This is a genomic window from Streptomyces sp. NPDC001920 (assembly GCF_053594495.1).
The window spans coordinates 20239-44357 of the sequence record NZ_JBSFEP010000035.1; the positions used below are offsets into that span (position 1 = coordinate 20239).

The following is a 24119-nucleotide window of genomic DNA, read 5'->3' on the forward strand; positions in this document are numbered from 1 at the left end:
ACACCGGAGCTGTTGACCTCAACGAAGCTTGAGGTTCTACGTTCCTCTCCATGAGTATGGAGACCACAGCCTGGACCCAGCTGCACAGCGTCATGAACGCCGAGCGGGAGCGGCGCCCGTTCGCCCGCGCCACACTGCGCCGCATCGGCGCGTTCGCCCGCCCGCACCGCCGAAGGATCACGCTCTTCGTCGTGCTCGGGGTGGCGACCGCGCTCCTCGCCGTCGCGACGCCCGTCCTGGCCGGACACGTCGTCGACGCGATCGTGACGCGCGGCGACGAGGACACGGTCGTCCGCCTGGCCCTGCTGATCGCCGTCATCGCGGTGGCGGAGGCGGCACTCGGGATCCTCGCGCGGCGGCTGTCGGCGACGCTCGGGGAGGGGCTCATCCTCGATCTGCGGACGGCTGTGTTCGATCATGTGCAGCGCATGCCGGTCGCGTTCTTCACACGCACTCGTACGGGAGCGCTGGTCTCCCGACTCAACAACGACGTGATCGGCGCCCAGCGCGCCTTCAGCAACACCCTGTCCGGCGTGGTCAGCAACCTGGTCACGCTGCTGCTCACCCTCGCCGTCATGCTCACCCTGTCCTGGCAGATCACGCTGCTCGCCCTAGTCCTGCTCCCGGTGTTCGTCGTCCCGGCCCGGCGCATGGGCACCCGCATGGCCCGGATGCAGCGAGAGGCCGCCGCCCTCAACGCCGCGATGGGGACCCGCATGACCGAACGCTTCTCCGCGCCCGGCGCGACCCTGGTCAAACTCTTCGGACGCCCCGAGGAGGAGTCGGAGGAATTCGCGGCCCGGGCCCGCCGAGTGGCGGACATCGGAGTACGCACCGCCACCGCCCAGTCGGTGTTCATCACCGCCCTCACCCTGGTCTCCGCCCTGGCCCTCGCCCTGGTCTACGGCCTCGGCGGCTGGTTCGCCCTGCGCGGCACCCTGGAGCCCGGCGCCGTCGTCTCGCTCGCCCTGCTGCTGACCCGGATGTACGCCCCGCTCACGGCGCTCGCCGGAGCCCGTGTCGAGGTCATGAGCGCCCTCGTCAGCTTCGAGCGGGTCTTCGAGGTGCTCGATCTCAAGCCGCTGATCGAGGAGAAGCCGGACGCCGAGCAGGTCGTCGACGGCCCGGTCTCGGTGGAGTTCGACAACGTCCGCTTCGGCTACCCCTCCGCCGACAAGGTCTCCCTCGCCTCCCTGGAGGAGGTCGCGACCCTCGACACGCGCGGCGGCGCCGAGGTGCTGCACGGCATCTCCTTCCGCGCCGAACCCGGGCAGACCATCGCCCTGGTCGGCTCGTCCGGCGCCGGCAAGTCCACCGTCGCCCAGCTGCTCCCGCGGCTGTACGACGTCGACGAGGGCGCCGTGCGCATCGGCGGCGTGGATGTGCGCGACCTGAGCGCCGCGTCCCTGCGCGGCACCCTCGGCATGGTCACCCAGGACGGCCACCTCTTCCACGACACCGTCCGCGCCAACCTGCTGCTGGCCCGCCCCACCGCCTCCGAAACCGAACTCTGGGACGCCCTGCGCCGCTCCCGGCTCGACGCGCTCGTACGGTCCCTGCCCGACGGCCTCGACACGGTGGTCGGCGAGCGCGGCTACCGGCTCTCCGGCGGGGAACGCCAGCGCATGACCATCGCCCGGCTGCTACTGGCCCGTCAGCGGGTCGTCATCCTCGACGAGGCCACCGCACACCTCGACAACACCTCCGAGGCCGCCGTCCAGGAAGCGCTCACCGAGGCGCTGGAGGGCAGGACCGCGGTGGTGATCGCCCACCGGCTCTCCACCGTACGGGCGGCCGACCAGATCCTGGTGGTCGAGGCCGGGCGGATCGTCGAACGCGGCACCCACGACGCGCTGTTGGCGGCCGGCGGGCGCTACGCCGAGCTGTACCGGACCCAGTTCGAACAGCGGGACGGGACGCTCGCGGAGGCCGAGACGGCCGCGTGATCCCGTCGTCGAGGGAGGCGTGATTCGGCCAAGGTCGACACCTCGCCCATCATGAACACACAAACCTCGACAGGATCGTTGCTTCCCTTTGACTCACGACCTAGTGTGCGTTCGGTTTCCCAACAGCACCGCACAGGAAATGACGCTCCCTCGCAGCCGTGCAGCGCCGCACTGTCGTCCAGAGGAAGGCCCCCGTCGATGCCGAACTCCCCCCTGTCTCCCGCCGGTCCGCCCCGTTGGCCGGGTGCGCCGGTCAGCCGTCGCCGTCTCCTGGAGGGCGGAGCCGCCGTCCTCGGCGCGCTCGCCCTCTCCGGGCCGTCCGCCGTGGCACGCGCGGCCGACGGGGCCGAGCCGGCGGCCGCAACGCCCGAGTGGAACGGCAACATCAGCCTCTTCCGTCTCGGCACCGAGCCACCCCACACCACGCTGATGCCCTACGCGGACGTCCGGCAGGCGCTCGCCGCCGACCGCACCCGTTCGCCGTACCGGCTGAGCCTCGACGGCAAGTGGAAGTTCGCCTACGCCGACCGCCCCGACGACCGCGACGCCGACTTCCACCGCACCGACGTCGACGACAGCGACTGGGACACCATCCCGGTGCCCTCCGCCTGGCAACTGCACGGCTACGACCGGCCCATCTACATCAACATCACCTACCCCTGGTGGGGCCCCAACGGCCTCGGCGAGGAGGCGCAGCCGCCGGCCGCCCCGACCCGCTACAACCCGGTCGGCCAGTACCGCCGTACCTTCACCGTCCCGCGCGACTGGAAGGGACGGCGCACCTTCCTCCACTTCGAGGGGGTCAAGTCCGCCCACTACGTGTGGATCAACGGGGAACTGGTCGGCTACCACGAGGACTCCTACGACCCCGCCGAGTACGACATCACCGACCACCTCCGGCCGGGCACCAACCAGATCGCCGTGGAGGTCTACCGCTACTCCGACGGCGACTGGCTGGAGGACCAGGACATGATCCGGCTGAGCGGCATCTTCCGCTCGGTCTACCTCTACTCCACGCCCGCCGTGCACCTGCGCGACTTCCGGCTCGACACCCCGCTGAGCGACGACTGCAAGGCGGCCGAGCTGTCGGTCACCGCACATGTGCGGGACTACGGCGGCAAGGGGGGCGGCCGGTACTCCGTCGAGACCCAGCTGTACGGCGCCGACGGGCACCCGGTGTGGCCCAGACCGCTCCAGCAGACCGTCGCGCTCGACTCCGGCCAGGAGCAGACCGTACAGGCAGCGAAGGCCGTGCCACGGCCGCGCCTGTGGTCGGCCGAGCACCCCCACCTGTACACGGCCGTGCTCCGCCTGCGCGATCCGGCCGGCCGGGTGATCGAGACCCTCTCCCACCGGGTCGGCCTGCGCGAGTTCACGCTCAAGGACGGCCTGATGCGCATCAACGGCAAGCCGGTCTCCTTCCGGGGCACCAACCGGCACGAGATGCACCCCGTCCGCGGCTCGGCCCTCACCCGCGCCGAGATGGTCCAGGACATCGAGATCATCAAGCGACTGAACATCAACAGCGTCCGCACCTCGCACTACCCCAACAACCCGCAGTGGCTCGAACTCGCCGACGAGTACGGCCTCTACCTCGTCGACGAGACCAACCTCGAAACCCACGGCATCCGGGGCGAGTACCCCGGCAACCACGCCGAGTGGACCGAGGCGTGCGTGGCCCGCGCCCAGAACATGGTCCACCGCGACAAGAACCACGCCTCGGTGGTCATCTGGTCGCTCGGCAACGAGGCGGGCGGCGGCAGCACCTTCAACGCCATGTACGACTGGATCCGTTCCTACGACACCACCCGCGTGATCCAGTACGAGGGCGACGACCGCCCCGGCATGAGCGACATCCGCTCCGAGATGTACGACAGCCCCTCCCGCGTCGAGGCGCGCGCCGAGGACACGGGCGACACCCGGCCGTACGTGATGATCGAGTACTCCCACGGCATGGGGAACTCCAACGGCAACTTCAAGAAGTACTGGGACGTCGTCCGCCGCTACGACGTGCTCCAGGGCGGCTGGATCTGGGACTTCGTCGACCAGGCCCTCAAGTGGCCCACCCCGAACCGCAAACGTTTCACGGAGGCCGGTCCTGCCGCGCTGCGCGGCGAGATCCTCGCCCCCGCCGGCACCTTCAGCCGTGACGAGGGCATCAGCGGAGGCACCGTCTTCGCCCGCGACCCGGGCCTCGACCTCACCGGCTCCCTCACCCTCGAAGCCTGGGTCACCCCTCAGGTGACCGGCGGCCACCAGCCGATCCTGGCCAAGGGCGACACCCAGTACGCCCTGAAGCAGACCGGCAAGAGCCTGGAGTTCTTCATTCACGGCGGCGGCCAGTGGGTCACCGCGAGCTGGGCGCTGCCCGCGGACTGGACGGGCCGCGAACACCATGTCGCGGGCGTCTTCGACGCGGCGGCCGGCACCCTCACCCTCCACGTCGACGGCGTGGTCCGGGCCACCCGCACCACCACCCGGCGCCCCTCCGACAACACCGCCTCGCTGGCCCTGGCCACCGACGTTGACAACCCCACCCGCGAGTTCAGCGGCACCATCCGGCGCGCCCGCGTGTACGCCCGCGCGCTGACCGCCGCCGAACTGGCCTCGGACGGCCGCCGCCCCGGCGACGACGGCGTGCGGTTCTGGTTCGACGCCGCCACCGTGGACCTCACCGAGAAGCGGCCCCGCGACAGGACCTTCTACGCCTACGGCGGCGACTGGGCCGACAACCCCAACGACGGGGCCTTCGCCGGGGACGGCATCGTCACCGCCGACCGCGGGCTCACCGGCAAGTCCGCCGAGGTCAAGCAGATCTACCAGGCGATCAACGCCGCCCCCGCCAACGGCGACTCGCTCACCCCCGGCGCCGCCGTCACCCTCACCAACGAGTACCTCTTCACCAACCTCCGGGAGTTCGACGGGCGTTGGGAGCTGGTGTGCGACGGCAAGGTGGTCCGGCGCGGCCGGCTGAGCCGGGCCCAGCTGGACTTGGCCCCGCTGTCGAGCAAGGACGTCACCGTGCCCTTCGAGGTGCCGGACGACCCGGCACCGGGCGCCGAGTACTTCCTCCAGCTGTCCTTCACCACCCGCGAGGCCACCAAGTGGGCCGAGGCCGGCTTCGAGGTGGCCAAGCAGCAGCTCCCCGTCCACGCCGCGAGCCCCGCCGTGCGGCCGGTGCCGCTGGCCGGCGTCCCGGCGCTCAGCCACACCGACGGCGACACCGCGGTCACCGTCACCGGCAAGGGCTTCTCCGTCACCGTCGACAAGCACAGCGGCGTCATCACCTCGTTCAAGGCCGGCGGCACCCAGCTGATCACCTCGGGACCCGTACCGAACTTCTGGCGGGCCCCCACCGACAACGACCGGGGCAACGGCCAGCACACCCGCAACCAGACCTGGCGCGACGCCGGTACCCGCCGCAAGGTGACCGGTGTCGCCGTGCGCGCCCTGCGGGACCGGGCCGTCGAGATCAAGGTCAGCGGCACCCTGCCCACGACGGCCGAGTCGACGTACACCACGACGTACACGGTCTTCGGCAACGGCGAGATCAAGGTCGACAACACCCTGCGACCGGGCGCCGCCTCACTGCCGTACATCCCGGAGGTGGGCACTCTGCTGCACCTGCCCGGGCGTCTGGAGCACCTGCACTACTACGGCCGCGGCCCCGAGGAGAACCACTGGGACCGCAACAACGCCACCGACGTGGGGTTGTACTCCGGCACCGTGAGCGGGCAGCGGACCCCCTACCTGCGTCCCCAGGAGAGCGGCAACAAGACCGACGTCAGATGGATCGCCCTCACCGGCCGCGACGGCACCGGACTGCTCGTCTCGGGCGAACCGCTCGTCGAGGTCAACGCCTCGCACTTCACGCCCGAGGACCTGTCGGTCGGGGTGCGCCACGACTACCAGCTGACCCCCCGTGAGGAGGTCGTGCTCCGCGTGAGCCACCGGCAGATGGGCGTGGGCGGTGACGACAGCTGGGGTGCCCACACCCACGACGAGTACAAGCTGCACGCGAACCGGGACTACTCCTACACCTACCGGCTGCGTCCCCTCAGGGACGTCGACGCGGCGATGGCGGCCTCACGCCGGCCCACCGCCGTGGAGTGACACCGAACCGGGGGCGCGTCCGGGGGCCGTCCACTCGCCGGGTGGCGAAGAGGGACGTACGCCGGGTGTGCGCCATGAAGTTGCGAGCCGCGTGTACCGGATCTGATGAAACAACCTCTTGCCTTGCTCAAGGGGAGATTGAAGGCACCACGGCCGGGGGCATGGTCCGGACAACCGGTGCGCCTGGCCCGGTGGACGGGGGGAGATGATCGTGACTGCTCTGGTCGTGGTGGTTGTTGCCGTGCTGGTCACGGCTGTGCTGATGGCCTGGCTCGTGCGTCGGGCCTGGCGCCGTGCCTGGGACGATCTGGGCCGGCAGGCGTCCGGGTACGGCTGGGGGAGCGGACAGGGATACGGGGGGTGGCCGACGAGCAGCGGTACGGCGGCGGCGTCAGCTGCGGGAGGCGTGGGCACGGCGTCCAGCGGTTCGTCCTGGTACGTCGAGGGTGACGCCTGCGGCGGTTCCTCCTCCTGCTCCGGCGGCGGCTCGTCGTCCTGCAGCAGTTCCTCGTCCTGCGGTAGCTCCTCGTCCTGCGGTAGCTCCTCGTCCTGCGGCAGTTCGTCGTCCTGCGGCAGTTCTTGTTGACGGCGAAGCCGCCTTGCGGGAACCGATGGCCCCGGCGCCGGTGCGCCGGGGCCATCGGGTGCGTCGTGGCTCAGCGGACCGCGCGGCTCACGTGGTGTGGATCTCCAAGGCGGCACGCACGGCGGACTCCACGGCTCCCTCGATCCACGCCGGCTTGACGGACGTGTGGTCCCCGGCGAAGTGCAACGGCCCTTCGCGCATGGGGATGGCGGGCAGCAACTCCGTGTGCTGCCCGGGCAGGAGCACGGACGCCTCCCCGTAGGCGTAGGGGTCGCGCAACCAGCTCTGCGTGCGGCCGGCGCCCGTGTAGAAGACCTCGATGCGCTGGCCGTACACCTGCTGGAGGCCGCACAGAGCGTGCGGGTACCGTGCCTCTTCGTCCAAGGAGTCCCAGCGCAGCGCGTCGTCCGCCCAGCTGTAGGAGGCCAGGACCACACCCCCCGCGCTGCCCGGGACCGGATGGGAGGGGTGGAACATGAACCGGTTGGCGTTGTCCGACACCGAGCCGCCCCCCACCACGCCGACCGCCTCCGGCTGGTCGCGCCCGCTCGCTCGGTTGGCGGCGTAATGGGTGCGCTGACCCGCCGTGATGTGTCCGGTGGGCACGGAGGGATGGGCGCCGAGCAGGCTGCCGTCCGTGGCGGTGCGGCCGGTGCGGTAGGCGTCGTACAGACCGGGGCGGACGGCGTTCAGCTCGCGCTTCCAGTCGGCCTCGTCGAACTCCCACCAGCGGCGGCTGAACTCCAGCAGCACCTTGGTCGCGCTGTCGTAGTGCAGTTCGCAGACGGCGCGGCGCTTGCCGTACGACATGGGCGGGGCGATCTGTACATGGCGCAGTCCGGAGAACGGCACCGTGACCACGGCGACGTCCGCGGTGAACTGCTCGCGAACGACGGGACCGTCGCGGCCCTCGGACACGGTGTCCACCCATACGTGCGGGCCCTTGCTCCGGACGTGCTCGGTGTCCGGCGAAGGGCGGTCGGGGTGGTGGTACTCGATGCGCGTGACACGGCGGTCGAACCGCACGTCCTCGCGCACGCGCTCCAGGAGGGCGTCCGGCAGTACGGCCGTGCCGCCCTCCAGCTCGTAGAAGGGCGTGCCGGGGCTGATGAGGGAGGAGCCGATGAAGCTGTGGATGAAGGACAGCGGGAGGCGCGAGGTGAGGTTCTCCAGGGTGCCGATCAGATCGATGGTCCGCTCGTCGAGGCCGGCGTGCTCGGTCAGGAAGCGGAACATCGACCAGTCACCGAACCGCTGCACCACGCGGGCCCAGCCCCGCACCCGCTCGGGGAGCGGCTTGTCGACCCGCTTGCCGTCGCCGTCGACGTAACTGAACTCATCGCGCACCGGGTCCAGAACGGAGCGCAGGATGGTGGCGGCCGGGGTGTCCCAGTGGGCCCGGGGAACGCCGAAGGACCGGTTGATGCGCCGGGGCGCGCGGGCGTAGTCGGCGCGCCGCATGCGGATCCCGTTCACATGGATCCAGGTGCGGCTGGCGGGACGGCCCTCGCTGTCGACGTCCACATAGTGGAAACGCCGCTTCTTCAGGCCGAACTGGTCGATCAGATCCATCACCAGGGGATGGCTGCCGGGGATGCGCATCGCGCCCGCTTCGGCGTACTGGCGCGGATCGGTGAAGGGCTGCTTCGCCTGTTCGTGGCCGCCGTTGCGGAAGGTCTTGATGCGTCCGCCCGCGCGGTTGCCGTTGGCCTCCAGCACCGTCACACGGTGACCTGCCTTCTTCAGCAGCCAGGCACTCACCAGCCCGGCCGGACCGGCTCCGATGACCAGAACGTTCTTCGGGTGTGTCCGCCGTTGAGCCGGCAGGCCTCGGTCGAGGATGCGCTGATAGCGCGGGACGAGGGGGCGGTTGTCGGAGTCCAGTACGAGCAGTGCGCGGGCGACGGCCAGGCACCGGTCGAAGTCGGCGCCCCGGCCGGCGCCCGGGGCGGTCGGCGCGGGCAGGGCCGCGGAGACACCGCCGGTCAGGGCCGTCGCCACCGTGGCCGTGCCGGCCACCGCCGCGAAGCTACGCCGGGAGAAGCCGCTGCCTGAGTGCGCCGCCGCGTGATCTTCAGTCATGGCGGCCTTTGTACTGGTGGCCGCGACCAGGCGCCCGCCCTCCGCCCGGCGTTGACTCGAAGGAGCGAAGACGGCGACAAACCCTGACGTCGAGGCAGGTCCGCCGGCATGGACGGCTCGGGAACCCCGAAGGGATGAATGCGCAGCGATCTCCGTCTGCCGCCACGATCGGTCGCCCACACTGCCCATGCGTATGCGCATCCGTGCTCTTGGGCGGGCCTGCGATCGCGTCAGGAAGGCGAGGTGGAGGGGGGAAGGGTGGCGCAGCGGCGCACTCCGTTCGGTGACAGAGCCCGCTACTGGTTCGACAGCACCCTGGCCCGCGGTGCTCCCGCTCTCGTCGGCTGGATGGCGCTGCTGTGCCTGGCCATCGTCGTCCCGGCCAGTGCGGTGCTGGTGTGGACCGACCCCGACGCGCCGGCGGCCCTGGCGGACCGGCTGGCGGAGGTATGGCGCCTCACCGGGGAGACACTGCGGCTGGGCGGTGCCACGGGGGCGCCGTTGCGAGTGACGATGTCGGTGCTGCTCGCACTGGTCGCGCTGCTGTACGTCTCGACGCTCGTCGGCCTGATCACGACGGCGCTCACGGAGCGGCTCAGCGAGTTGCGGCGGGGCCGTTCCACCGTGCTCGAACAGGGGCACGCCGTGGTCCTGGGGTGGTCGGAGCAGGTCTTCACCGTGGTGAGCGAACTGGTGGCCGCCAACGCCAACCAGCGGCGCGCGGCGGTGGTCGTCCTGGCCGACCGGGACAAGACCGCCATGGAGGAGGCCCTGAGCACGAAGGCCGGTCCCGTCGGCGGTACGCGGCTGATCTGCCGCAGCGGCCCCCCTACCGACCCGGCCGTGCTCACCCTGACCAGCCCGGCCACGGCCGGTGTCGTGCTGGTCCTGCCCCAGGACGAGCCGGACGCCGACGCCGAGGTGGTCAAGACGCTGCTGGCGCTCAGGGCAGCCCTGGCCGGGGAGGAGACCCGTCCGCCCGTCGTCGCCGCCGTCCGGGACGACCGCTACCGCCTGGCCGCCTGTCTCGCCGCCGGACCGGGCGGCATCGTCCTGGAGAGCGACACCGTCACGGCCCGGCTGATCGTCCAGGCCGCCCGCCGGCCCGGACTCTCCCTCGTCCACCAGGAACTGCTGGACTTCGCCGGCGACGAGTTCTACCTGATCGCCGAGCCGGCCCTGGCAGGCCGGCCGTTCGGCGACGCGCTGCTGTCCTACCCGACGTCGAGCGTCGTCGGGATGATGCGAGACGGCACCCCCTTGCTCAACCCGCCGGCGCAGACGCCCATGGCCCCCGACGACGTGCTCATCGTCATCTCCCGTGACGACGACACGGCCTGGCTCGACGACTGCGCGGAGTCGGTCGAGAAGGCCGCGATGGCATCCGGCCCTTCGGCGCCCGCGGCGCCGGAACGGGTGCTCCTGCTGGGCTGGAATCGCCGAGCGCCGCTCATACTCGACCAACTGCGCCGCCGCGTCCGGCCCGGATCAGCCGTCGACGTGGTGGCGGAGGGCCGTGATGCGACAGTCCGTCAGGTGAGCGAGGCCGACACGCACAGCGGCACCCACCTGACCCTGACACTGCACCCGGGGGACATCACTCGTCCCGAGACCCTCAAGCGTCTGGACGTGCACTCCTACGACAGCGTGATCGTGCTCGGCCCGGACCCCGCTCCCGGACAGCCGCAGGACGACCCGGACAACCGCACGCTCGTCACCCTGCTGCTTCTGCGTCAACTCGAGGAAGCCACCGGGCGTGAACTGCCGGTGGTCACCGAACTGACCGACGACCGCAACCGGGCGCTGGCCCCCGTCGGCCCCGGAGCCGACGTGATCATCAGTGGCAAGCTCATCGGCCTGCTCATGGCGCAGATCTCCCAGAACCGGCACTTGGCAGCGGTGTTCGAGGAGCTGTTCTCCGCCGACGGCACCGGCATTCGCCTGATGCCCGCAACCGACTACGTGCTGCCAGGGTGTGAGACCTCCTTCGCCACGGTCGTGGCCGCGGCACGTCATCGCGGCGAATGCGCCATCGGTTACCGCAGCCACGGCGACTCGTCGACGAGTCCCGGCTACGGGGTGCGGATCAACCCGCCCAAAGCCGAGCGGCGCCGCTGGTCGGTCCAGGACGCGGTGGTCGTCATCGGCAAGGACTGACGGAAGGCCCCGGCAGGAAGCGTGCCGCGTGCAGGGGCGGCGGGGAGAGGGGTGAGCCCCTCGCCGCCCCCACGGCTGTCCTCAGCCCTTGACGGCGGAGCTGGCGACACCTTGGACGAACCAGCGCTGGAAGAAGGCGAAGACGACGAGAACCGGCAGGACCAGCAGGACACCGAAGGCCAGGATCTGCCCCCAGTCAGGGGGCTGCTGCCCCTGGAAGACGCTCATCTCCAGAGGGAGGGGGCGCACCGACGGGTCGGACACCATCAGCACCGGCCACAGGAAGGAACCCCACTGGATGAGGAAGGTGAGGATGGCGACCGAGGCGAACACCGGCCTGGACATCGGCACGATGATCGCGAAGAAGGTCCGCCAGGGGCCCGCGCCGTCCAGCCGGGCCGCCTCCTCGATGCTCGGCGGGATCTTCCTGAAGAACGTGTGGAACTGGTAGATCGCGAAGGCGTTGGCGACGAACGGCAGGGCCTGGATGAAAAGGGTGTTGCGCTGCCCGTTGAACATGTAGAACAGCGGCACCGCCACCGACTCGAACGGGATCAGCATCAGGAGCAGGACCAGGGTGAACACCGCGTTCTGCCCTCGCCACTTCAGCCGCGTCAGCCCGTACGCCGCCATCGAGTTGACGATCAGCCCACCCGTGACCACCACGAACGACAGCAGCACCGACACGCCCATGAACTGCCAGAAGTACCCGGTGCTGTCCGAGTTCAGGCTGTCCAGCACGGCGGCGTAGTTGTCGAAGGAGAGATGGGTGGGAAGGAAGCCGGACAGGCCGTTCAGGACCTCGTCGGACGGCTTGAGACTGCCGAGGAAGAGGTAGAGCGCGGGCAGGGCGAAGACGAACGCCAGGACGCTCAGGACGGTGTAGTCGAGGACGCGGCGTACGGGCGTACGGGTCATGGCCATGGGTCAGTCAGTCCTCGTTGTCGGGCCGGACGAGGCGGCGCTGGACGATCGTCAGGGCGACCACGATCAGGAAGAACACCACCGTGACGGCCGAGGCCTGGCCGATGTTGTTCTGGTCGAAGGCCGTGGTGACGGCCTGGTACATCACCGTGCGGGTGGCGTCCTCGTCCAGGCCGCCACCGCGGATGAGGATGTACACCTGGTCGAAGACCCGGAAGGACAGCACCGAGGTCAGCATCGCGACGAACACGAGGGTGCCGCGGATGCCGGGCAGGGTGACGTGCCGGAACTGCTGCCAGCGTGAGGCCCGGTCCAGCTGGGACGCCTCGTAGAGCTCGCCCGGGATCTGCTGGAGGCCGGCCAGCAGGATGACCATCTGGAAGCCGACGCCCTGCCACACCGACAGCACGATGATCGAGCCCATCGCGGTGAGGCCGTCGCCGAGCCAGTCGAAGGCGCCCCAGTTGCCGAACGTCACGACGTCCAGCGCGGAGTTGAGCATGCCCTGCTCGCTGCGGGCGAGGATCAGCCGCCAGATCACGGCGACCAGCGCCATCGGGAAGACCACCGGCATGAAGAAGAAGGACCGGAACAGACCGATGGCCTTCAGCTTGCGGTTGAGCAGGATCGCCAGCGCCAGTGCCAGCCCTGTCTGCAGCGGCACGACGACCGCGGCGAAGGTCAGGTTGTTCAGCAGCGCCCGCAGGAACGGGCCGGACAGGTCGGGGTCGGTGAACAGCCGCCGGTAGTGCTCCACGCCGAAGAAGGTGGGTTCCAGCGGGGAACCGAGGCGGACGTTGTAGAAGGAGAGCACGACGGCGTAGCCGAACGGGATGCCCACGAAGGCGATCAGCCCGCCGACGGCCGGGGCGGACATCAGCAGCCCGTGCAGCCACTCGCGGCTGCCGCGCCGGTGACGCGAGGGCTTGGCGGAGGGCGCGGCCGAGGCGGCCTGTGCCGGGCCTGGGGCGGCCGTGGCGTGTGCGGGTTCCACGGTTTTCACGGGGGAGGTCCTCTTCCCGGCGGGGCGGGCGCGGTCGGCACGTCGCTGCGTAGCCACGTGACCGACGGCCCGCCCCGGCCGATGCGTCCTGCGGGTTACGGGATCTCGTAGCCGGCGTTGTCGGTGAAGTCCCGGTCGATGGCGCGAGCGGCCTTCTGCAGGGCTTCCTCGGGGTCGGCGCCGCCGTAGATCGAGTTCAGCGCCGTGCTGAACTTGGCGGTGACCGTGGGGTATCCGGCGGTCACCGGGCGGGTGACGGCGACGCACGAGGCGCTGATGTCACTGTCGCCGCACGGCTTGGCCAACTGGTCGGCGAAGAGCTGGAGCGGGCCGCCCTTCTTGTACAGCTCGCTCTTGGCGAGTGCCGACTTGGTGGCGGGCACCGCGCCGTTGGCCTTCGTCATCGCGCCGACGTTGGTGTCGTTGAGCAGGTAGTCCAGGAAGGCGCCCGCCGCCTTGCCGTTCTTGCTGTCGGCGCCGATGCCCCAGGCCCACGAGCCCTGGCCTGCCTTGGGGCCGTCGCCGAAGTCCGGCAGCGGCAGGACGACGAGGTCGTCACCGAGGGCCTCGCTGTAGGCGGGGTACATCCAGTGGCCCACCCAGCTCAGCGCCACCTTGCCCTTGGCGAAGGCGTTGCCGTCGGTGTTGGGGTCGACATACGACTTCCAGGACTGGAAGGTCTTCATCGCGGAGACGACCTTCGGGCTGTCGAGGACGCCCTCCGCCTTGCCGTCCTTCACCAGGCCGCCGCCGGCCGACCAGACGATCGGGGAGAAGCCGAAGGTGCCCCACTCGGAGGCCAGTCCGTACTGCTCCGATATGTCGAGGACCTTGCCGTCGGAGTCCTTGCCCTTCAGCGCCCCCAGGGCCTTGCCGAACTCCTCGGCCGTCCAGGCGTCGTCCACGCTCTTCGGGTACTTCACGCCGGCCGCGTCCAGCAGCTTCTTGTTGGCGTACATGCCGAGTCCGGCGTCGAACATGCCCAGGCCGTAGTGCTTGCCGTCGATCTCGCCCTGCGCCTTGATCGCGTCGGTGGCGTTGGCGAGGGTCTTGGCGGAGACGTGGCCGTCGACCGGGGCGAGCTTGCTGTTGTAGACGAAGTTCGCCATCGTCGGGCCGTCGAACTCCATCACGTCCGGCAGCTCGGAGGCGTCGGTGGCGGTGATGGTCTTGGTGTAGTCCTTCTCGGGGATGAGCTTCAGCTCGGCCTTGACGTCCTTCTGCGAGGAGTTGAAGGACTTCACCGCGTTCTGCAGCGCGGTCGCCTCGCTCGCCTGGCCCTGGTGGGCCCAGACGCTGATGGTGCCCTTGCCGCTGCCTCCTTCGGCGGAAGTGTCGCCGCCGCCTCCTCCGCCACAGGCGGCCAGCGCGGCCAGGGGCAGCAGGGCGAGGGCCGTCAGGCCCGTACGGCGGGTTCTACCGGGTGCGTGGGTCATGGGTGGTGCCTCCGAGCGGTGTGCGGTGGATGCGCGGCTGGTGGGGCGGGGGCGCGACGGCCCTCCGGGAGCGGGTGGTTGACGAGGCGGGTGGACTACCGCTGCCGACGGCTGTGCGGCGGGGCGGTGGTCTCGCGGAGGATGAAGCGGATGGGCATCTCGACGGGGCGGGCCGGCCCGGCGTCCGGGTCGTCCAGCTGCGCCAGCAGCAGCCGGGCCGCCTCCCGGCCCTGGGCCGCCACCGGCTGGGCCACGGTGGTCAGCCCGACGACCTCGGACAGCTCGTGATCGTCGAAGCCGACGACGGACACGTCGTCCGGCACTCTCAGACGGTGGCGGCGCAGGGCGCGCAGGGCGCCCATCGCCATCTCGTCGGACTGGGCGAACACGGCGGTCGGCGGGTGGCGCAGCGCCAGCAGCTCGGTCATCGCCCGCTCGCCGCCCTCGACGGTGTAGCCGCCGTCCGCCTCCAGGGCGGAGTCGGGCTCGATCCCGGCGTCGGCCAGCACGTCCAGGTAGCCCTGGCGGCGGTCCAGGGGAGTGGTCCAGTGCAGCGGCTCGCTGGCCCCGGAGATCATGCCGATCCGGCGGTGGCCGAGGTTCACCAGGTGCCGAACGGCGCTCTGCGCCCCGCCCCGGTCGTCGATGCCGACCGCGGTGAAGCCGGGCCGGGCGCCGCCGACTGTGGTCGCCAGCGGCACGTCCAGGGAGCGCAGGGCCGCGGCCTCCTCCGGGTCCGGGATCAGCAGGGACAGCACGGCGTCCACCCGCTTGCGGATCGGCAGCTTGGTGAAGAAACGCTTGCGTGCCTCCGGTGAGCCGAGGTTGTACAGCAGGACGTCGTAACCGGCGGCGCTGAAGACCTTCTCGGCCGCGTCCAGCACGGTGCCGAAGAACCAGCGGCCGACGTACGGCACGACGACGCCGATGGTGTAGGTGCGCCCGCTGGCCAGGCTGGACGCCGAGCGCGAGGCGGTGTAGCCCAGCTCGGCGGCGGCCGCGACGATCCGGGCGCGCATCTCCTCCGACACTCCGGGACGGCCGCGCAGGGCGCGGGACACGGTGGACGCCGAGACCCCGGTGGCCTCGGCGACATCGGTGATGCTGACCGTCACGGAACGCTCCTTGATCGGGTGCACGCCTCGTGGCCGTGGTCCGGCAGCACGTCGGCGTGAGGGGGAGTGACGAGACCGTAAACCCGCCCACCCGGTTGCGCAAGCGTTTGCGTTCAGATTTACTTCGGCTGACTCCCAGAGGAACTCTCACCAGCTAGAGCACAGCGCACACGTTTGAGTGCTGCTGTCGGCAGACAGGACCTGTCCATGCGATACGCGCCACCCGGCCTCTGCGTGAACGACTTCGACCTCCTGCGCCACGCGGACGGCACCTACACCGTGCTGCACCTGCAGGGCCCGTGGACGGCCGAGTTCGACCACCTGCGCATGGAGACCTCCTACGGCCGGGCTACCTCCGCCGACCTGGTCCACTGGGAGCCGCAGGGCACCGCCTTCGGCAACGGCCTGCCGGGCCGCTTCGACCAGCAGGCGGTATGGACCATGCACGCCTTCCCGCACGGCACCGGCATGGCGATGCTCTACACCGCCGTCTCGGGACTCACCCCCGGCGGCTGGCCCCTGCAGTCGGTCGGCCTGGCGTACTCCGAGCGCACCGACGGCACCGGTTGGCGCCGCCACGGAGCGGGGCCGGTGGTCGAGGCCGACCCGCGCTGGTACCGCACGGGCGAACGCATGGGCTGGCGCGACCCCTTCGTGGTACGCGACGACGAGTCCGACGGCTGGGTCATGGTGATCTGCGCCGCCGACGCCGCCCTGCCCGTCGAGCTCAGCGGCTGCGTGGCCTGGGCTACTTCCGACGACCTGGAGCACTGGACCGTCCACCCGCCGCTCATCTCCCCAGGCGACGTCGACGAACTGGAGTGCCCGGTCCTGGAACGCCTCGACGACGGCAGCTGGCTGCTGCTCGGCTCCATAGGCGCCACCCGGGGCTTCGAGGCGTGGACCGCCCCCCGCCTGCGGGGCCCGTGGACCCGTCGCGGCCCGCTCGGGCCGACAGGCGCGTACGCTCCGCGCATCGTCGCCGCCCCCGACGGCTCCCGCGTCGTCCTGCACACCACCCCGCGCCGCGTCGGCCTCACCGACACCGGCGACCGCTGCCGCGGCATGCTCGCCCAGCCGAAGACGCTGGTCGCGCGGCCGGGCGAGGCGCCCCGCCTGGAATGGTGGCCGGGCCTGGACACCTGGCTGGAGGAGCCGACCGGCGGTCCCGAACTGCACGCCGTCGGCGACATCGGCGTCAGCGGCCGCGTCGAGGTGGTTCTGCGCACCGAGGATCCGGGCGGCGACCGCGCCGCCCTCGCCGTGGCCATCGACGGCAAGGACCTACGGGTCACCGGGCCAGGCGGACAGGTGCTGGCGCGGACCGATCTGCCGAGTCCCCCCGGCGTGCTGCGCATCCTCACGGTCGGCGAGTACGTCGAGGTCTACGCCGACGACACCTTCGCGCTGACGGCACTGAGCTATTCAGGCCGGCCCGTCCCCTGGACGGCGGTCACCGGCAAGGGTGCCGCCCCGGTCCCGGTCCGCCCGGTCCGCCTGCCCGACCCCCGCCGGGACGACGCCTCCGCCGTGTGGCCCGGCCCGACGGCAACGACCGCGGCCACCCCCGCCGGCCTGCGGTGAGGCCGGGGCCGTCACGGAGGCGGCCGAAAGCAGTCCCGCCGTGACCACGGCGTCCGCACGTCGCCGCGGTGACCCCTCATGAGCGGTGAGGTCCTTTGCCGGGGCGGCGCGTGGACGACCGCTGCTGCGCCGCTCCCGCAAAGTGCCTGGACGTCGTTTGCCTCCGCGAGCTGCGGGAGCGGATGAGGCTGCGGGTGATGGCGATGCAGGCCGGGAAGCGGTCGGCCTCACGTCCACAGCGGCGGTGCCTGCGGCGTCAGCCGCCGAGCCAGGACATGGTGCGCCCGGACGTCCGGCTTGTCGTCACCAGCAAGGCACACGGCTCGTCACACGTACTCAGTCAGCAGCTCTTCGGCCACCAGCGCCGCGACCGGCGGCTGGAGGGGTGCGTGGCCGCAGACGTTCTCCCTGCGGCCCGAACATGATCAGATACTCGGCCGGTCCGTCGGATCCGGCGTTCGCGACTCCGTGCGGGATGCGGGTGTCGAACTCGGCGACGTCCCCGGCAGCCAGGACGAGGTCCTGGTCACCGAGTGCGAGCCACAGCCGCCCGTACAAGACGCACAGCCACTCGTATCCCTCGTGGGACGTCTGCCGGGGCCGCCGCCCGGGCGGCTCCTCGACGGCAGGCAGGACATGCTTGTGGGCGTGCAGGCCGCCGACGTAGCGGGTCAGCGGCAACACCGCCTTGCCGTCGCCGAAGCTGCGGGGCGCCGTGCCGCGGGGCTCGGCCGCAGCAGCGGGTGCGGTGCCGACCAGCTCGTCCAGACAGACTCCGTACTGCTTCGCCAGGTGCAGCACCACCTCCAGGGTGGGCTTGCGCCGGCCGGTCTCGATCCGCGAGAGCGTACTGGGCGAGATGCCGGTCGCGCGGCTGACGCCGGCGAGCGTGAGGCCACGGCGCTCGCGCACGGCCCGAAGCCGGGGCCCCGTCGCCGCCAGGGTCCGGGCCACGTCATCCCCTGCCACCGTCCCTGCTCCTCCCCGTCGAGCCGCTTCACCACGCCGGCCTGCAAGCTTGCCAGAATGGCAACGCTGATCGCGTCGAGTGGCCGCCGCGCCGCATGATCGACGGGTGCCGCCGGCCGCCCGCGAGCAGAGGAGAAGCCGCCCATGCGATCCGAGCCGACCGCCGTACCCCGCCACCGCACCGTCGAGGCCCCTGCCGGGCGCCTGCACCTGGTCGAGCAGGGCACCGGCCCGCTGGTCCTGCTGGTGCACGGCTTCCCCGAGTCCTGGTACTCCTGGCGTCGCCAACTCCCGGCCCTCGCCGCGGCCGGATACCGGGCAGTGGCGATCGACGTACGCGGCTACGGCCGCTCCTCCAAGCCCGCCGCGACCGACGCCTACCGCATGCTCGACCTGGTGGAGGACAACGTCGCCGTCGTGCACGCCCTCGGCGAGGAGAGCGCGGTGGTCGTCGGCCACGACTGGGGCTCCGGCATCGCCGCCGCCTCCGCCCTGCTGCACCCCGGAGTCTTCCGCGCGGTCGGCCTGCTGAGCGTCCCGTACACGCCGCCCGGCGGCCCCCGCCCCACCGAGATCCTCGGCCGGATCGGCGGCCCCGAGCAGGAGTTCTACGTCTCCTACTTCCAGCAGCCCGGCCGCGCCGAGGCGGAGATCGAGCCCGATGTCCGGGGCTGGCTCGCGGGTTTCTACGCGGCCCTGTCCGCCGACACCATGCCTGCCGAGGGCGAACCCGACCCGCACTTCGTCGCCCCGGGCCGTCACCTGCGCGACCGTTTCCCCACGGGCCCGCTCCCCGCCTGGTTGAGCGAGGAGGACCTCGACGTCTACGCCGGGGAGTTCGAGCGCACCGGCCTGACCGGCGCCCTCAACCGCTACCGCAACATGGACCGCGACTGGGAAGACCTCGCCCCCCACCGCGGAGCCCCGATCAAGCAGCCGTCCCTGTTCATCGGCGGCGCACTGGACGCCTCCACCACCTGGCTGTCCGACGCCATCGACGCCTACCCCACCACCCTCCCCGCCCTGTCCGCATCCCACCTCCTGGACGGCTGCGGCCACTGGATCCAGCAGGAACGCCCCGACGAGGTCAACAGCCTGCTGACCGACTGGCTCGGCACCGTCCAGGGCTGGTCGACGTGAGCCCGGTCGACAGTGCGGACAGCACTTACGGAAGGCGAACTCGCCGGCGTTAAGTACCCGCTGCGCCCACTCGGGCACCAGCCGCACAGATCCTCGCGTTCAGCACATCACGCTGTGCCTCGACTCGGTGGCGCTGCCTTTCCTCGCACGCGACACACGGCGGCCGTGTCACCCGGCAACCGGCCACGTCCCGTGCCTGGGGCAACAAGGCAGCCGCTTTGTTTTTACGTTGCTGACGCTTCAGCAGGCGCTGTTGTGCTGGCGGCTCTGAGAACCCCAGGAGGGTCCCGTGGCCGAGGCACTGATGGCACTGCGGAACGGCCCCGCAGATGTCGTATCGCAATTCACCCTGTCGGCAAGCGCCGGTGACCGGGCGCTGTCCTCCCTCGAGGAATTTCACCGCTGGTGGGAGCGCCGCTGCCAGGTCGAGCAGTTCTCCGTGCGGCGCATCCCCTTCGCCGAACTGGACGGCTGGCACTTCGAGCGCGAGAGCGGCAACCTCGCCCACGACAGCGGCCGCTTCTTCTCGGTGCAGGGGCTGCGCTACCGCGCGGACGCATCGCCGGAGCTGTCGCAACCGATCATCAATCAGCCGGAGACCGGGATCCTCGGGATTCTGGTCAAGGAGTTCAACGGCGTCCTGCACTGCCTGATGCAGGCGAAGATGGAGCCGGGCAACGTGAACACGTTGCAGCTCTCCCCGACGGTGCAGGCCACCCGCAGCAACTACACCCGGGTGCACAAGGGCGGCAGAACCCGTTACCTGGAGTACTTCCACGGCCCTCGCCGCGGCCGGGTGCTGGTCGACGCCCTCCAGTCCGAGCAGGGCGTCTGGTTCTGGCGCAAGCACAACCGCAACATGGTGGTCCAGGTCTTCGAGGACGTACCCGAACACGAGGACTTCCACTGGTTGACGCTCCAGCAGGTCCATGAACTGCTGCGTACCGACAACCTCGTGAACATGGACGCCCGCACGGTGCTCGGCTGCATGCCCCTGGCTCGACCCGACGACACGCACCTCGGTCCCGGCGACCCGTTCACGAGTGCGCTGTGGGAGTCGTACGATCCGGGTGCGCCGGCGTTGCACAGCACGACCGAGATTCTGAGCTGGTTCGTCGACTGCCGGACGCTGCACGACTGGACCGCCCGGCTGGTGCCGTTGAACGAGGCGACCGGCTGGACCCGCACCGCCGACGAGGTCGTCGGTGACGGCGACGCCCACTTCCGGATCATCGCCGTGGAGGTCGGAGCCGGGAACCGCGAAGTCACCCGCTGGTCGCAGCCGCTGCTGGAACCCCTCCGGCACGGCCGCTCGGTCTTCCTCGCCAAGCGGATCGGCGGAGTGCTGCACCTACTGGTTCAGGCCCGGCCCGAACCCGGGCTCCTCGGCATGGTCGAGATGGCACCCACCGTCCAGCTCCCCGCCGTACAGGGCGCCGGATCCGCCGCACAGCCCGTGCCGTTCGCCGCCGAAGCCGCAGCGGCCGGCCCCGACCGCATCCGCTTCGACGCGCTGCTCTCCGAGGAGGGCGGACGCTTCCAGCACGCGCAGACGCGCTACCAGGTCATCGAGGCCGGTGACGACTTCCCGCTTCAGGTGCCGGAACGGTTCCACTGGATGACGGCCCACCAACTCGGCTCGCTGCTTGAGCACAGTCACTACCTCAACATCGAGGCGCGCACCCTGCTCGCCTGTGTGCACTCCCTGCGCTGCCGATAGGAGGAACGCGTGCGAGTCCTTTTCACGCCGATGGCCTGGCCGACCCACTTCTACCAGATGGTGGGCCTCGTCTGGGCGCTCAGAGCGGCGGGGCACGAAGTGCGGGTCGCCGCACAGCCGTCCCTGATGGAGGCGGTGACCAGCACGGGCGCCATCGGCGTGTCGGTCGGCGGCGGCTACGACCTCATGTCCGGCATCGCCGACCTCGTCAAGACCCGCAAGGGCGTCGACCAGCAGCCCAATATGGTCGGCCCCGGCGAGTTCCACGCCGACGTACGGCGCAAGCTGCTGGAGCTGCGCATGGTGCCGCACATCAGGACCGCCGAGGACATGGCCGAGGACCTGGTCGACTTCGCCCGTGCCTGGCGTCCGCACCTGATCGTCGCCGACCCGCTCGCCTACGCCGCCCCACTCGCGGCCGCCGCCGTCGGCGCGCCCGTCGTGCGGCACCTGTGGGGCCCCGACATGTCCCGCCACGTCAGCCTGCCCGGCAGCGGCGTCAGCGTGGACGAGGACCCCAAGGCCGCATGGCCTCGGGAACTGGTCGAGCTCTACCACCGCCACGGCGCGCGGCCCGCGCCGGACATGGCGGTCCTCACCCTCGACACGTGCCCGGAGAGCCTCCAGGTCCCCGGGGTGCCCCACCGCGTGCCCATGCGCTACACCGCCCACAACGGTGCCGCGGTGGCCCCCTCCTGGGTGCTCACCCCCGCCGCGCGACCCAGGATCTGCGTCACCTGGAGCTCGTCGTGGGGTGCCCTGATGGGGGAGGAGGCCTTCCTCGTACCCCGGATCCTGGAAGCCCTGGACGGGTTGGACGCCGATGTCGTCGTCGCCGTCAAGAAGGCCGACCGGGCCCGGCTGCCCCAGGCCCTCCCCGGCATCCGTGTCGTCGAGGACATGCCGCTGAACCTGATCCTGCCGACCTGCCGGGCCATCGTCCACCAGTCGGGCTCCGGCACCGCGCTGACCGCGGCGCTCTACGGCGTACCCCAGCTGACCCTGCCCCAAGTCGCCGACGAGGGCCTCGTCAGCGACCAACTGTCCCTCGCCGGCGTCGGCATCGGTCTCAAGGCGGACGAAGCCGACACCGGCGCCATCACGGCCGCGGCGTCGAGGCTCGTGTCCGACGACGAAACCCTCGCGGCGGCACACCGCCTTCAGGAGGAAATCCTTGCTCAGCCGACTCCGTCCGAGGCGGTCAAACGCCTCGAAGAACTGGTCTGAGGGCCCACGGTGAAAGCACTCGTCCTCTCAGGTGGAAGTGGCACCCGGCTGCGACCGTTCAGCCACAGCATGCCCAAACAACTCGTCCCGGTCGCCGGGAAGCCCGTCCTGTTCCACGCCCTGGAGGCGCTCAGGGAGGCCGGGATCACCGAGACCGGGATCATCGTCGGCGCGCCAGGCACGGCCGTGAGCTCTGCCGTCGGCGACGGGTCGCGCTTCGACATGTCCGTCACCTACATCCCCCAGGAAGCGCCGAAGGGCCTCGCGCACTGCGTCATGGTCGCCCGGGACTTCCTCGCCGAAGACGACTTCGTCATGTACCTGGGGGACACCGTCTACGCCGGCGGGGTCACCGGAGCGGTGGACGCCTTCCGGGAGGGGCGCGCCGCCGCCCAACTGGTCGTGACGAAGGTGGAGAACCCCTCGCAGTACGGTGTCGTCGAACTCGACGCCACCGGGCTCGTCACGGCCATGGAGGAGAAGCCCACCGCCCCGCGCAGCGACCTCGCTGTCACCGGCCTGTACTGCTTCACCCCGGAGATCCATGAGGCCGTACGCGCCATCCGGCCCAGCCGCCGCGGCGAACTGGAGATCACCGATGCCCTCCAGTGGCTGATCCTCCAGGGCAGACCCGTACGGGCCCGGATATTCTCCGGTTACTGGGCCGACACCGGCACCCTCGTCGACCTCCTGGAGTGCAACAAGGTCCTGCTGGAGGAGATCACCCCCCGCAACGACGGCACGGTCGACTCCACCAGCCGCATCTTCGGGCCCGTCGTCATCGAGGCGGGGGCGACCGTCGAACGCTCCACGATCACCGGGCCCGCGATCATCGGCGCCGACAGCACCATCGTCGACAGCGAGGTGGGACCGTTCACTTCGTTCGGCCGCGGCTGCCGGCTGCGAGACGCGGGAGTGGCCCATTCGATCCTGCTGGACGGCGCCTCGGTGCAGGGTGTACGTCCGATCCGGGGATCGATCATCGGGAGGGCAGGGGACGTCCGACAGAGCCGGGCCCCCTCGGCCGGCCACCGGCTGATGGTGGGCGACGACAGCCGGATCGAGGTGTCAGCATGAGGGTCTTCGTCACGGGCGCGGCCGGATTCATCGGCTCCCACTATGTACGCGGACTGCTGGACGGGGACTGCCCCGAGGACGTCGCCGACGCCGACGTCACGGTCCTCGACAAGGTCACCTACGCCGGCAACCTGGCCAATCTGCCACTGGACCACGCCCGTCTGACCTTCGTCCGCGGTGATGTGTGCGACGCCGAGTTGCTGGGCGAGCTGCTCCCCGGGCACGACGCGGTCGTCCACTTCGCGGCCGAGTCGCACGTCGACCGGTCGCTGATGAGCGGCACCCCGTTCGTCACGACGAATGTGCTGGGCACCCAGGTGCTGCTGGAGGCCTGTCGGCGCAGCGGCGTCCGCCGTGTCGTCCACGTCTCCACGGACGAGGTCTACGGGTCGGTGCCCACGGGCCACTCGCCGGAGACCGCACTGCTGGAGCCCAACTCCCCGTACGCGGCGTCCAAGGCGTCGAGCGACCTGATCGCCAGGGCCTACTGGCGCAGCCACGACCTCGACCTGTCCATCACTCGCTGCTCCAACAACTACGGGCCGTACCAGTTCGTCGAGAAGGTGATCCCGCTGTTCATCACCAACCTCATCGACGGCAGGGACGTCCCGCTCTACGGCGACGGCCACCAGGTACGCGACTGGCTCCATGTGACGGACCACTGCCGGGCTCTGCACCAGGTCCTTCTCAAGGGCCGGGCCGGCGAGATCTACAACATCGGCGCGGGCCAGGAGCTCACCAACCGGGAACTGACCGGTCGTCTGCTGGAGTTGTGCGGGGCCGACTGGGACCGAGTGCGCCAGGTGCCGGACCGCAAGGCGCACGACGAGCGCTATTCGGTCGACACCGCGAAGATCCGCGAGGAACTGGACTTCGTCCCGCGGGTCACCCTCGACGAGGGGCTCGCCGACTGCGTCGCCTGGTACCGCGACAACCGTGAATGGTGGGAGCCCCTCCGGCACGCCGTCGCGGGACCCGCCGTACGGAACTGACCGGCCGGACATCGAACGGGCGCCGGGCCGGTGGACACCTCCACCGGC

Annotated in this window: 16 protein-coding genes; 10 read left to right on the forward strand and 6 right to left on the reverse strand. The window is 70.8% G+C overall.

What is annotated here, in order from left to right:
- Positions 1–56 precede the first annotated feature (56 nt).
- The 3 genes from ACWCPI_RS37750 to ACWCPI_RS37760 all read left to right on the forward strand — a co-directional run bounded on the left by ACWCPI_RS37750 (position 57) and on the right by ACWCPI_RS37760 (position 6645).
- Positions 57–1946 (forward strand): ABC transporter ATP-binding protein, encoded by a 1890-nt coding sequence (locus ACWCPI_RS37750; protein ID WP_451042507.1) that lies wholly within the window; start codon positions 57–59, stop codon positions 1944–1946.
- A gap of 198 nt (positions 1947–2144) precedes the next feature.
- Positions 2145–6059: a glycoside hydrolase family 2 TIM barrel-domain containing protein gene (locus tag ACWCPI_RS37755; protein ID WP_451042480.1), complete on the forward strand. Its 3915-nt coding sequence runs from the start codon at positions 2145–2147 to the stop codon at positions 6057–6059.
- Positions 6060–6270: 211 nt separating this feature from the next.
- The gene (locus tag ACWCPI_RS37760) at positions 6271–6645 is read left to right on the forward strand and encodes a hypothetical protein (protein WP_451042481.1); all 375 of its coding nucleotides are present in this window, start codon (positions 6271–6273) and stop codon (positions 6643–6645) included.
- An 87-nt stretch (positions 6646–6732) separates the two neighbouring features.
- On the opposite strand, the gene ACWCPI_RS37765 is transcribed toward ACWCPI_RS37760, so the two are convergent.
- Complete coding sequence (locus ACWCPI_RS37765; protein ID WP_451042482.1) at positions 6733–8727, reverse strand: flavin monoamine oxidase family protein; 1995 nt, start codon at positions 8725–8727, stop codon at positions 6733–6735.
- A gap of 258 nt (positions 8728–8985) precedes the next feature.
- On the opposite strand from ACWCPI_RS37765, the gene ACWCPI_RS37770 reads away from it, so the two are divergent.
- The gene (locus ACWCPI_RS37770; protein ID WP_451042483.1) at positions 8986–10884 is read left to right on the forward strand and encodes a CASTOR/POLLUX-related putative ion channel; all 1899 of its coding nucleotides are present in this window, start codon (positions 8986–8988) and stop codon (positions 10882–10884) included.
- An 81-nt stretch (positions 10885–10965) separates the two neighbouring features.
- Here the strand turns inward: ACWCPI_RS37770 and ACWCPI_RS37775 are convergent, their stop codons facing one another.
- From ACWCPI_RS37775 to ACWCPI_RS37790, 4 genes are all read right to left on the reverse strand, one after another.
- Entirely contained in the window at positions 10966–11808 is an 843-nt protein-coding gene (locus tag ACWCPI_RS37775; protein WP_451042484.1) for a carbohydrate ABC transporter permease, read from the reverse strand.
- Between the two features lie 7 nt (positions 11809–11815).
- Entirely contained in the window at positions 11816–12811 is a 996-nt protein-coding gene (locus ACWCPI_RS37780; RefSeq protein ID WP_451042485.1) for a carbohydrate ABC transporter permease, read from the reverse strand.
- 95 nt (positions 12812–12906) lie between these two features.
- Positions 12907–14247 (reverse strand): ABC transporter substrate-binding protein, encoded by a 1341-nt coding sequence (locus ACWCPI_RS37785; protein ID WP_451042486.1) that lies wholly within the window; start codon positions 14245–14247, stop codon positions 12907–12909.
- A 95-nt stretch (positions 14248–14342) separates the two neighbouring features.
- Entirely contained in the window at positions 14343–15362 is a 1020-nt protein-coding gene (locus tag ACWCPI_RS37790) for a LacI family DNA-binding transcriptional regulator (RefSeq protein WP_451042487.1), read from the reverse strand.
- A gap of 207 nt (positions 15363–15569) precedes the next feature.
- Here ACWCPI_RS37790 and ACWCPI_RS37795 point away from each other — a divergent pair, with 207 nt between their 5' ends.
- Positions 15570–16946, forward strand: coding sequence for a mucin-1 (locus tag ACWCPI_RS37795; protein WP_451042488.1), 1377 nt, complete (start codon positions 15570–15572; stop codon positions 16944–16946).
- A 336-nt stretch (positions 16947–17282) separates the two neighbouring features.
- On the opposite strand, the gene ACWCPI_RS37800 is transcribed toward ACWCPI_RS37795, so the two are convergent.
- Positions 17283–17915 (reverse strand): helix-turn-helix domain-containing protein, encoded by a 633-nt coding sequence (locus tag ACWCPI_RS37800; protein WP_451042489.1) that lies wholly within the window; start codon positions 17913–17915, stop codon positions 17283–17285.
- Positions 17916–18059: 144 nt separating this feature from the next.
- On the opposite strand from ACWCPI_RS37800, the gene ACWCPI_RS37805 reads away from it, so the two are divergent.
- From ACWCPI_RS37805 to rfbB, 5 genes are all read left to right on the forward strand, one after another.
- Entirely contained in the window at positions 18060–19055 is a 996-nt protein-coding gene (locus ACWCPI_RS37805; RefSeq protein WP_451042490.1) for an alpha/beta fold hydrolase, read from the forward strand.
- 289 nt (positions 19056–19344) lie between these two features.
- A complete protein-coding gene (locus tag ACWCPI_RS37810; RefSeq protein ID WP_451042491.1) occupies positions 19345–20775 on the forward strand; it encodes an NDP-hexose 2,3-dehydratase family protein in 1431 nt (476 codons plus the stop codon).
- Positions 20776–20784: 9 nt separating this feature from the next.
- Positions 20785–22002 carry a nucleotide disphospho-sugar-binding domain-containing protein gene (locus ACWCPI_RS37815; RefSeq protein ID WP_451042492.1) on the forward strand — a complete coding sequence of 406 codons (1218 nt, stop codon included), beginning with the start codon at positions 20785–20787 and terminating at the stop codon, positions 22000–22002.
- A 9-nt stretch (positions 22003–22011) separates the two neighbouring features.
- A complete protein-coding gene (locus tag ACWCPI_RS37820) occupies positions 22012–23079 on the forward strand; it encodes a glucose-1-phosphate thymidylyltransferase (RefSeq protein WP_451042493.1) in 1068 nt (355 codons plus the stop codon).
- On the forward strand, positions 23076–24071 hold the full coding sequence (gene rfbB / locus ACWCPI_RS37825) for a dTDP-glucose 4,6-dehydratase (RefSeq protein WP_451042494.1): 996 nt from the start codon (positions 23076–23078) through the stop codon (positions 24069–24071). The genes ACWCPI_RS37820 and rfbB overlap by 4 nt, the downstream gene beginning before the upstream one ends.
- Positions 24072–24119: the final 48 nt, after the last annotated feature.

What these genes read in the sequence shown, in the direction of transcription:
- ACWCPI_RS37755 (WP_451042480.1), top strand. Translation starts at nt 2,145, where the DNA reads ATGCCGAACTCCCCCCTGTCTCCCGCCGGTCCGCCCCGTTGGCCGGGT.
- ACWCPI_RS37765 (WP_451042482.1), bottom strand. Translation starts at nt 8,727, where the DNA reads ATGACTGAAGATCACGCGGCGGCGCACTCAGGCAGCGGCTTCTCCCGG.
- ACWCPI_RS37805 (WP_451042490.1), top strand. Translation starts at nt 18,060, where the DNA reads ATGCGATCCGAGCCGACCGCCGTACCCCGCCACCGCACCGTCGAGGCC.
- ACWCPI_RS37785 (WP_451042486.1), bottom strand. Translation starts at nt 14,247, where the DNA reads ATGACCCACGCACCCGGTAGAACCCGCCGTACGGGCCTGACGGCCCTC.
- ACWCPI_RS37750 (WP_451042507.1), top strand. Translation starts at nt 57, where the DNA reads ATGGAGACCACAGCCTGGACCCAGCTGCACAGCGTCATGAACGCCGAG.
- ACWCPI_RS37795 (WP_451042488.1), top strand. Translation starts at nt 15,570, where the DNA reads ATGCGATACGCGCCACCCGGCCTCTGCGTGAACGACTTCGACCTCCTG.
- ACWCPI_RS37775 (WP_451042484.1), bottom strand. Translation starts at nt 11,808, where the DNA reads ATGGCCATGACCCGTACGCCCGTACGCCGCGTCCTCGACTACACCGTC.
- rfbB (WP_451042494.1), top strand. Translation starts at nt 23,076, where the DNA reads ATGAGGGTCTTCGTCACGGGCGCGGCCGGATTCATCGGCTCCCACTAT.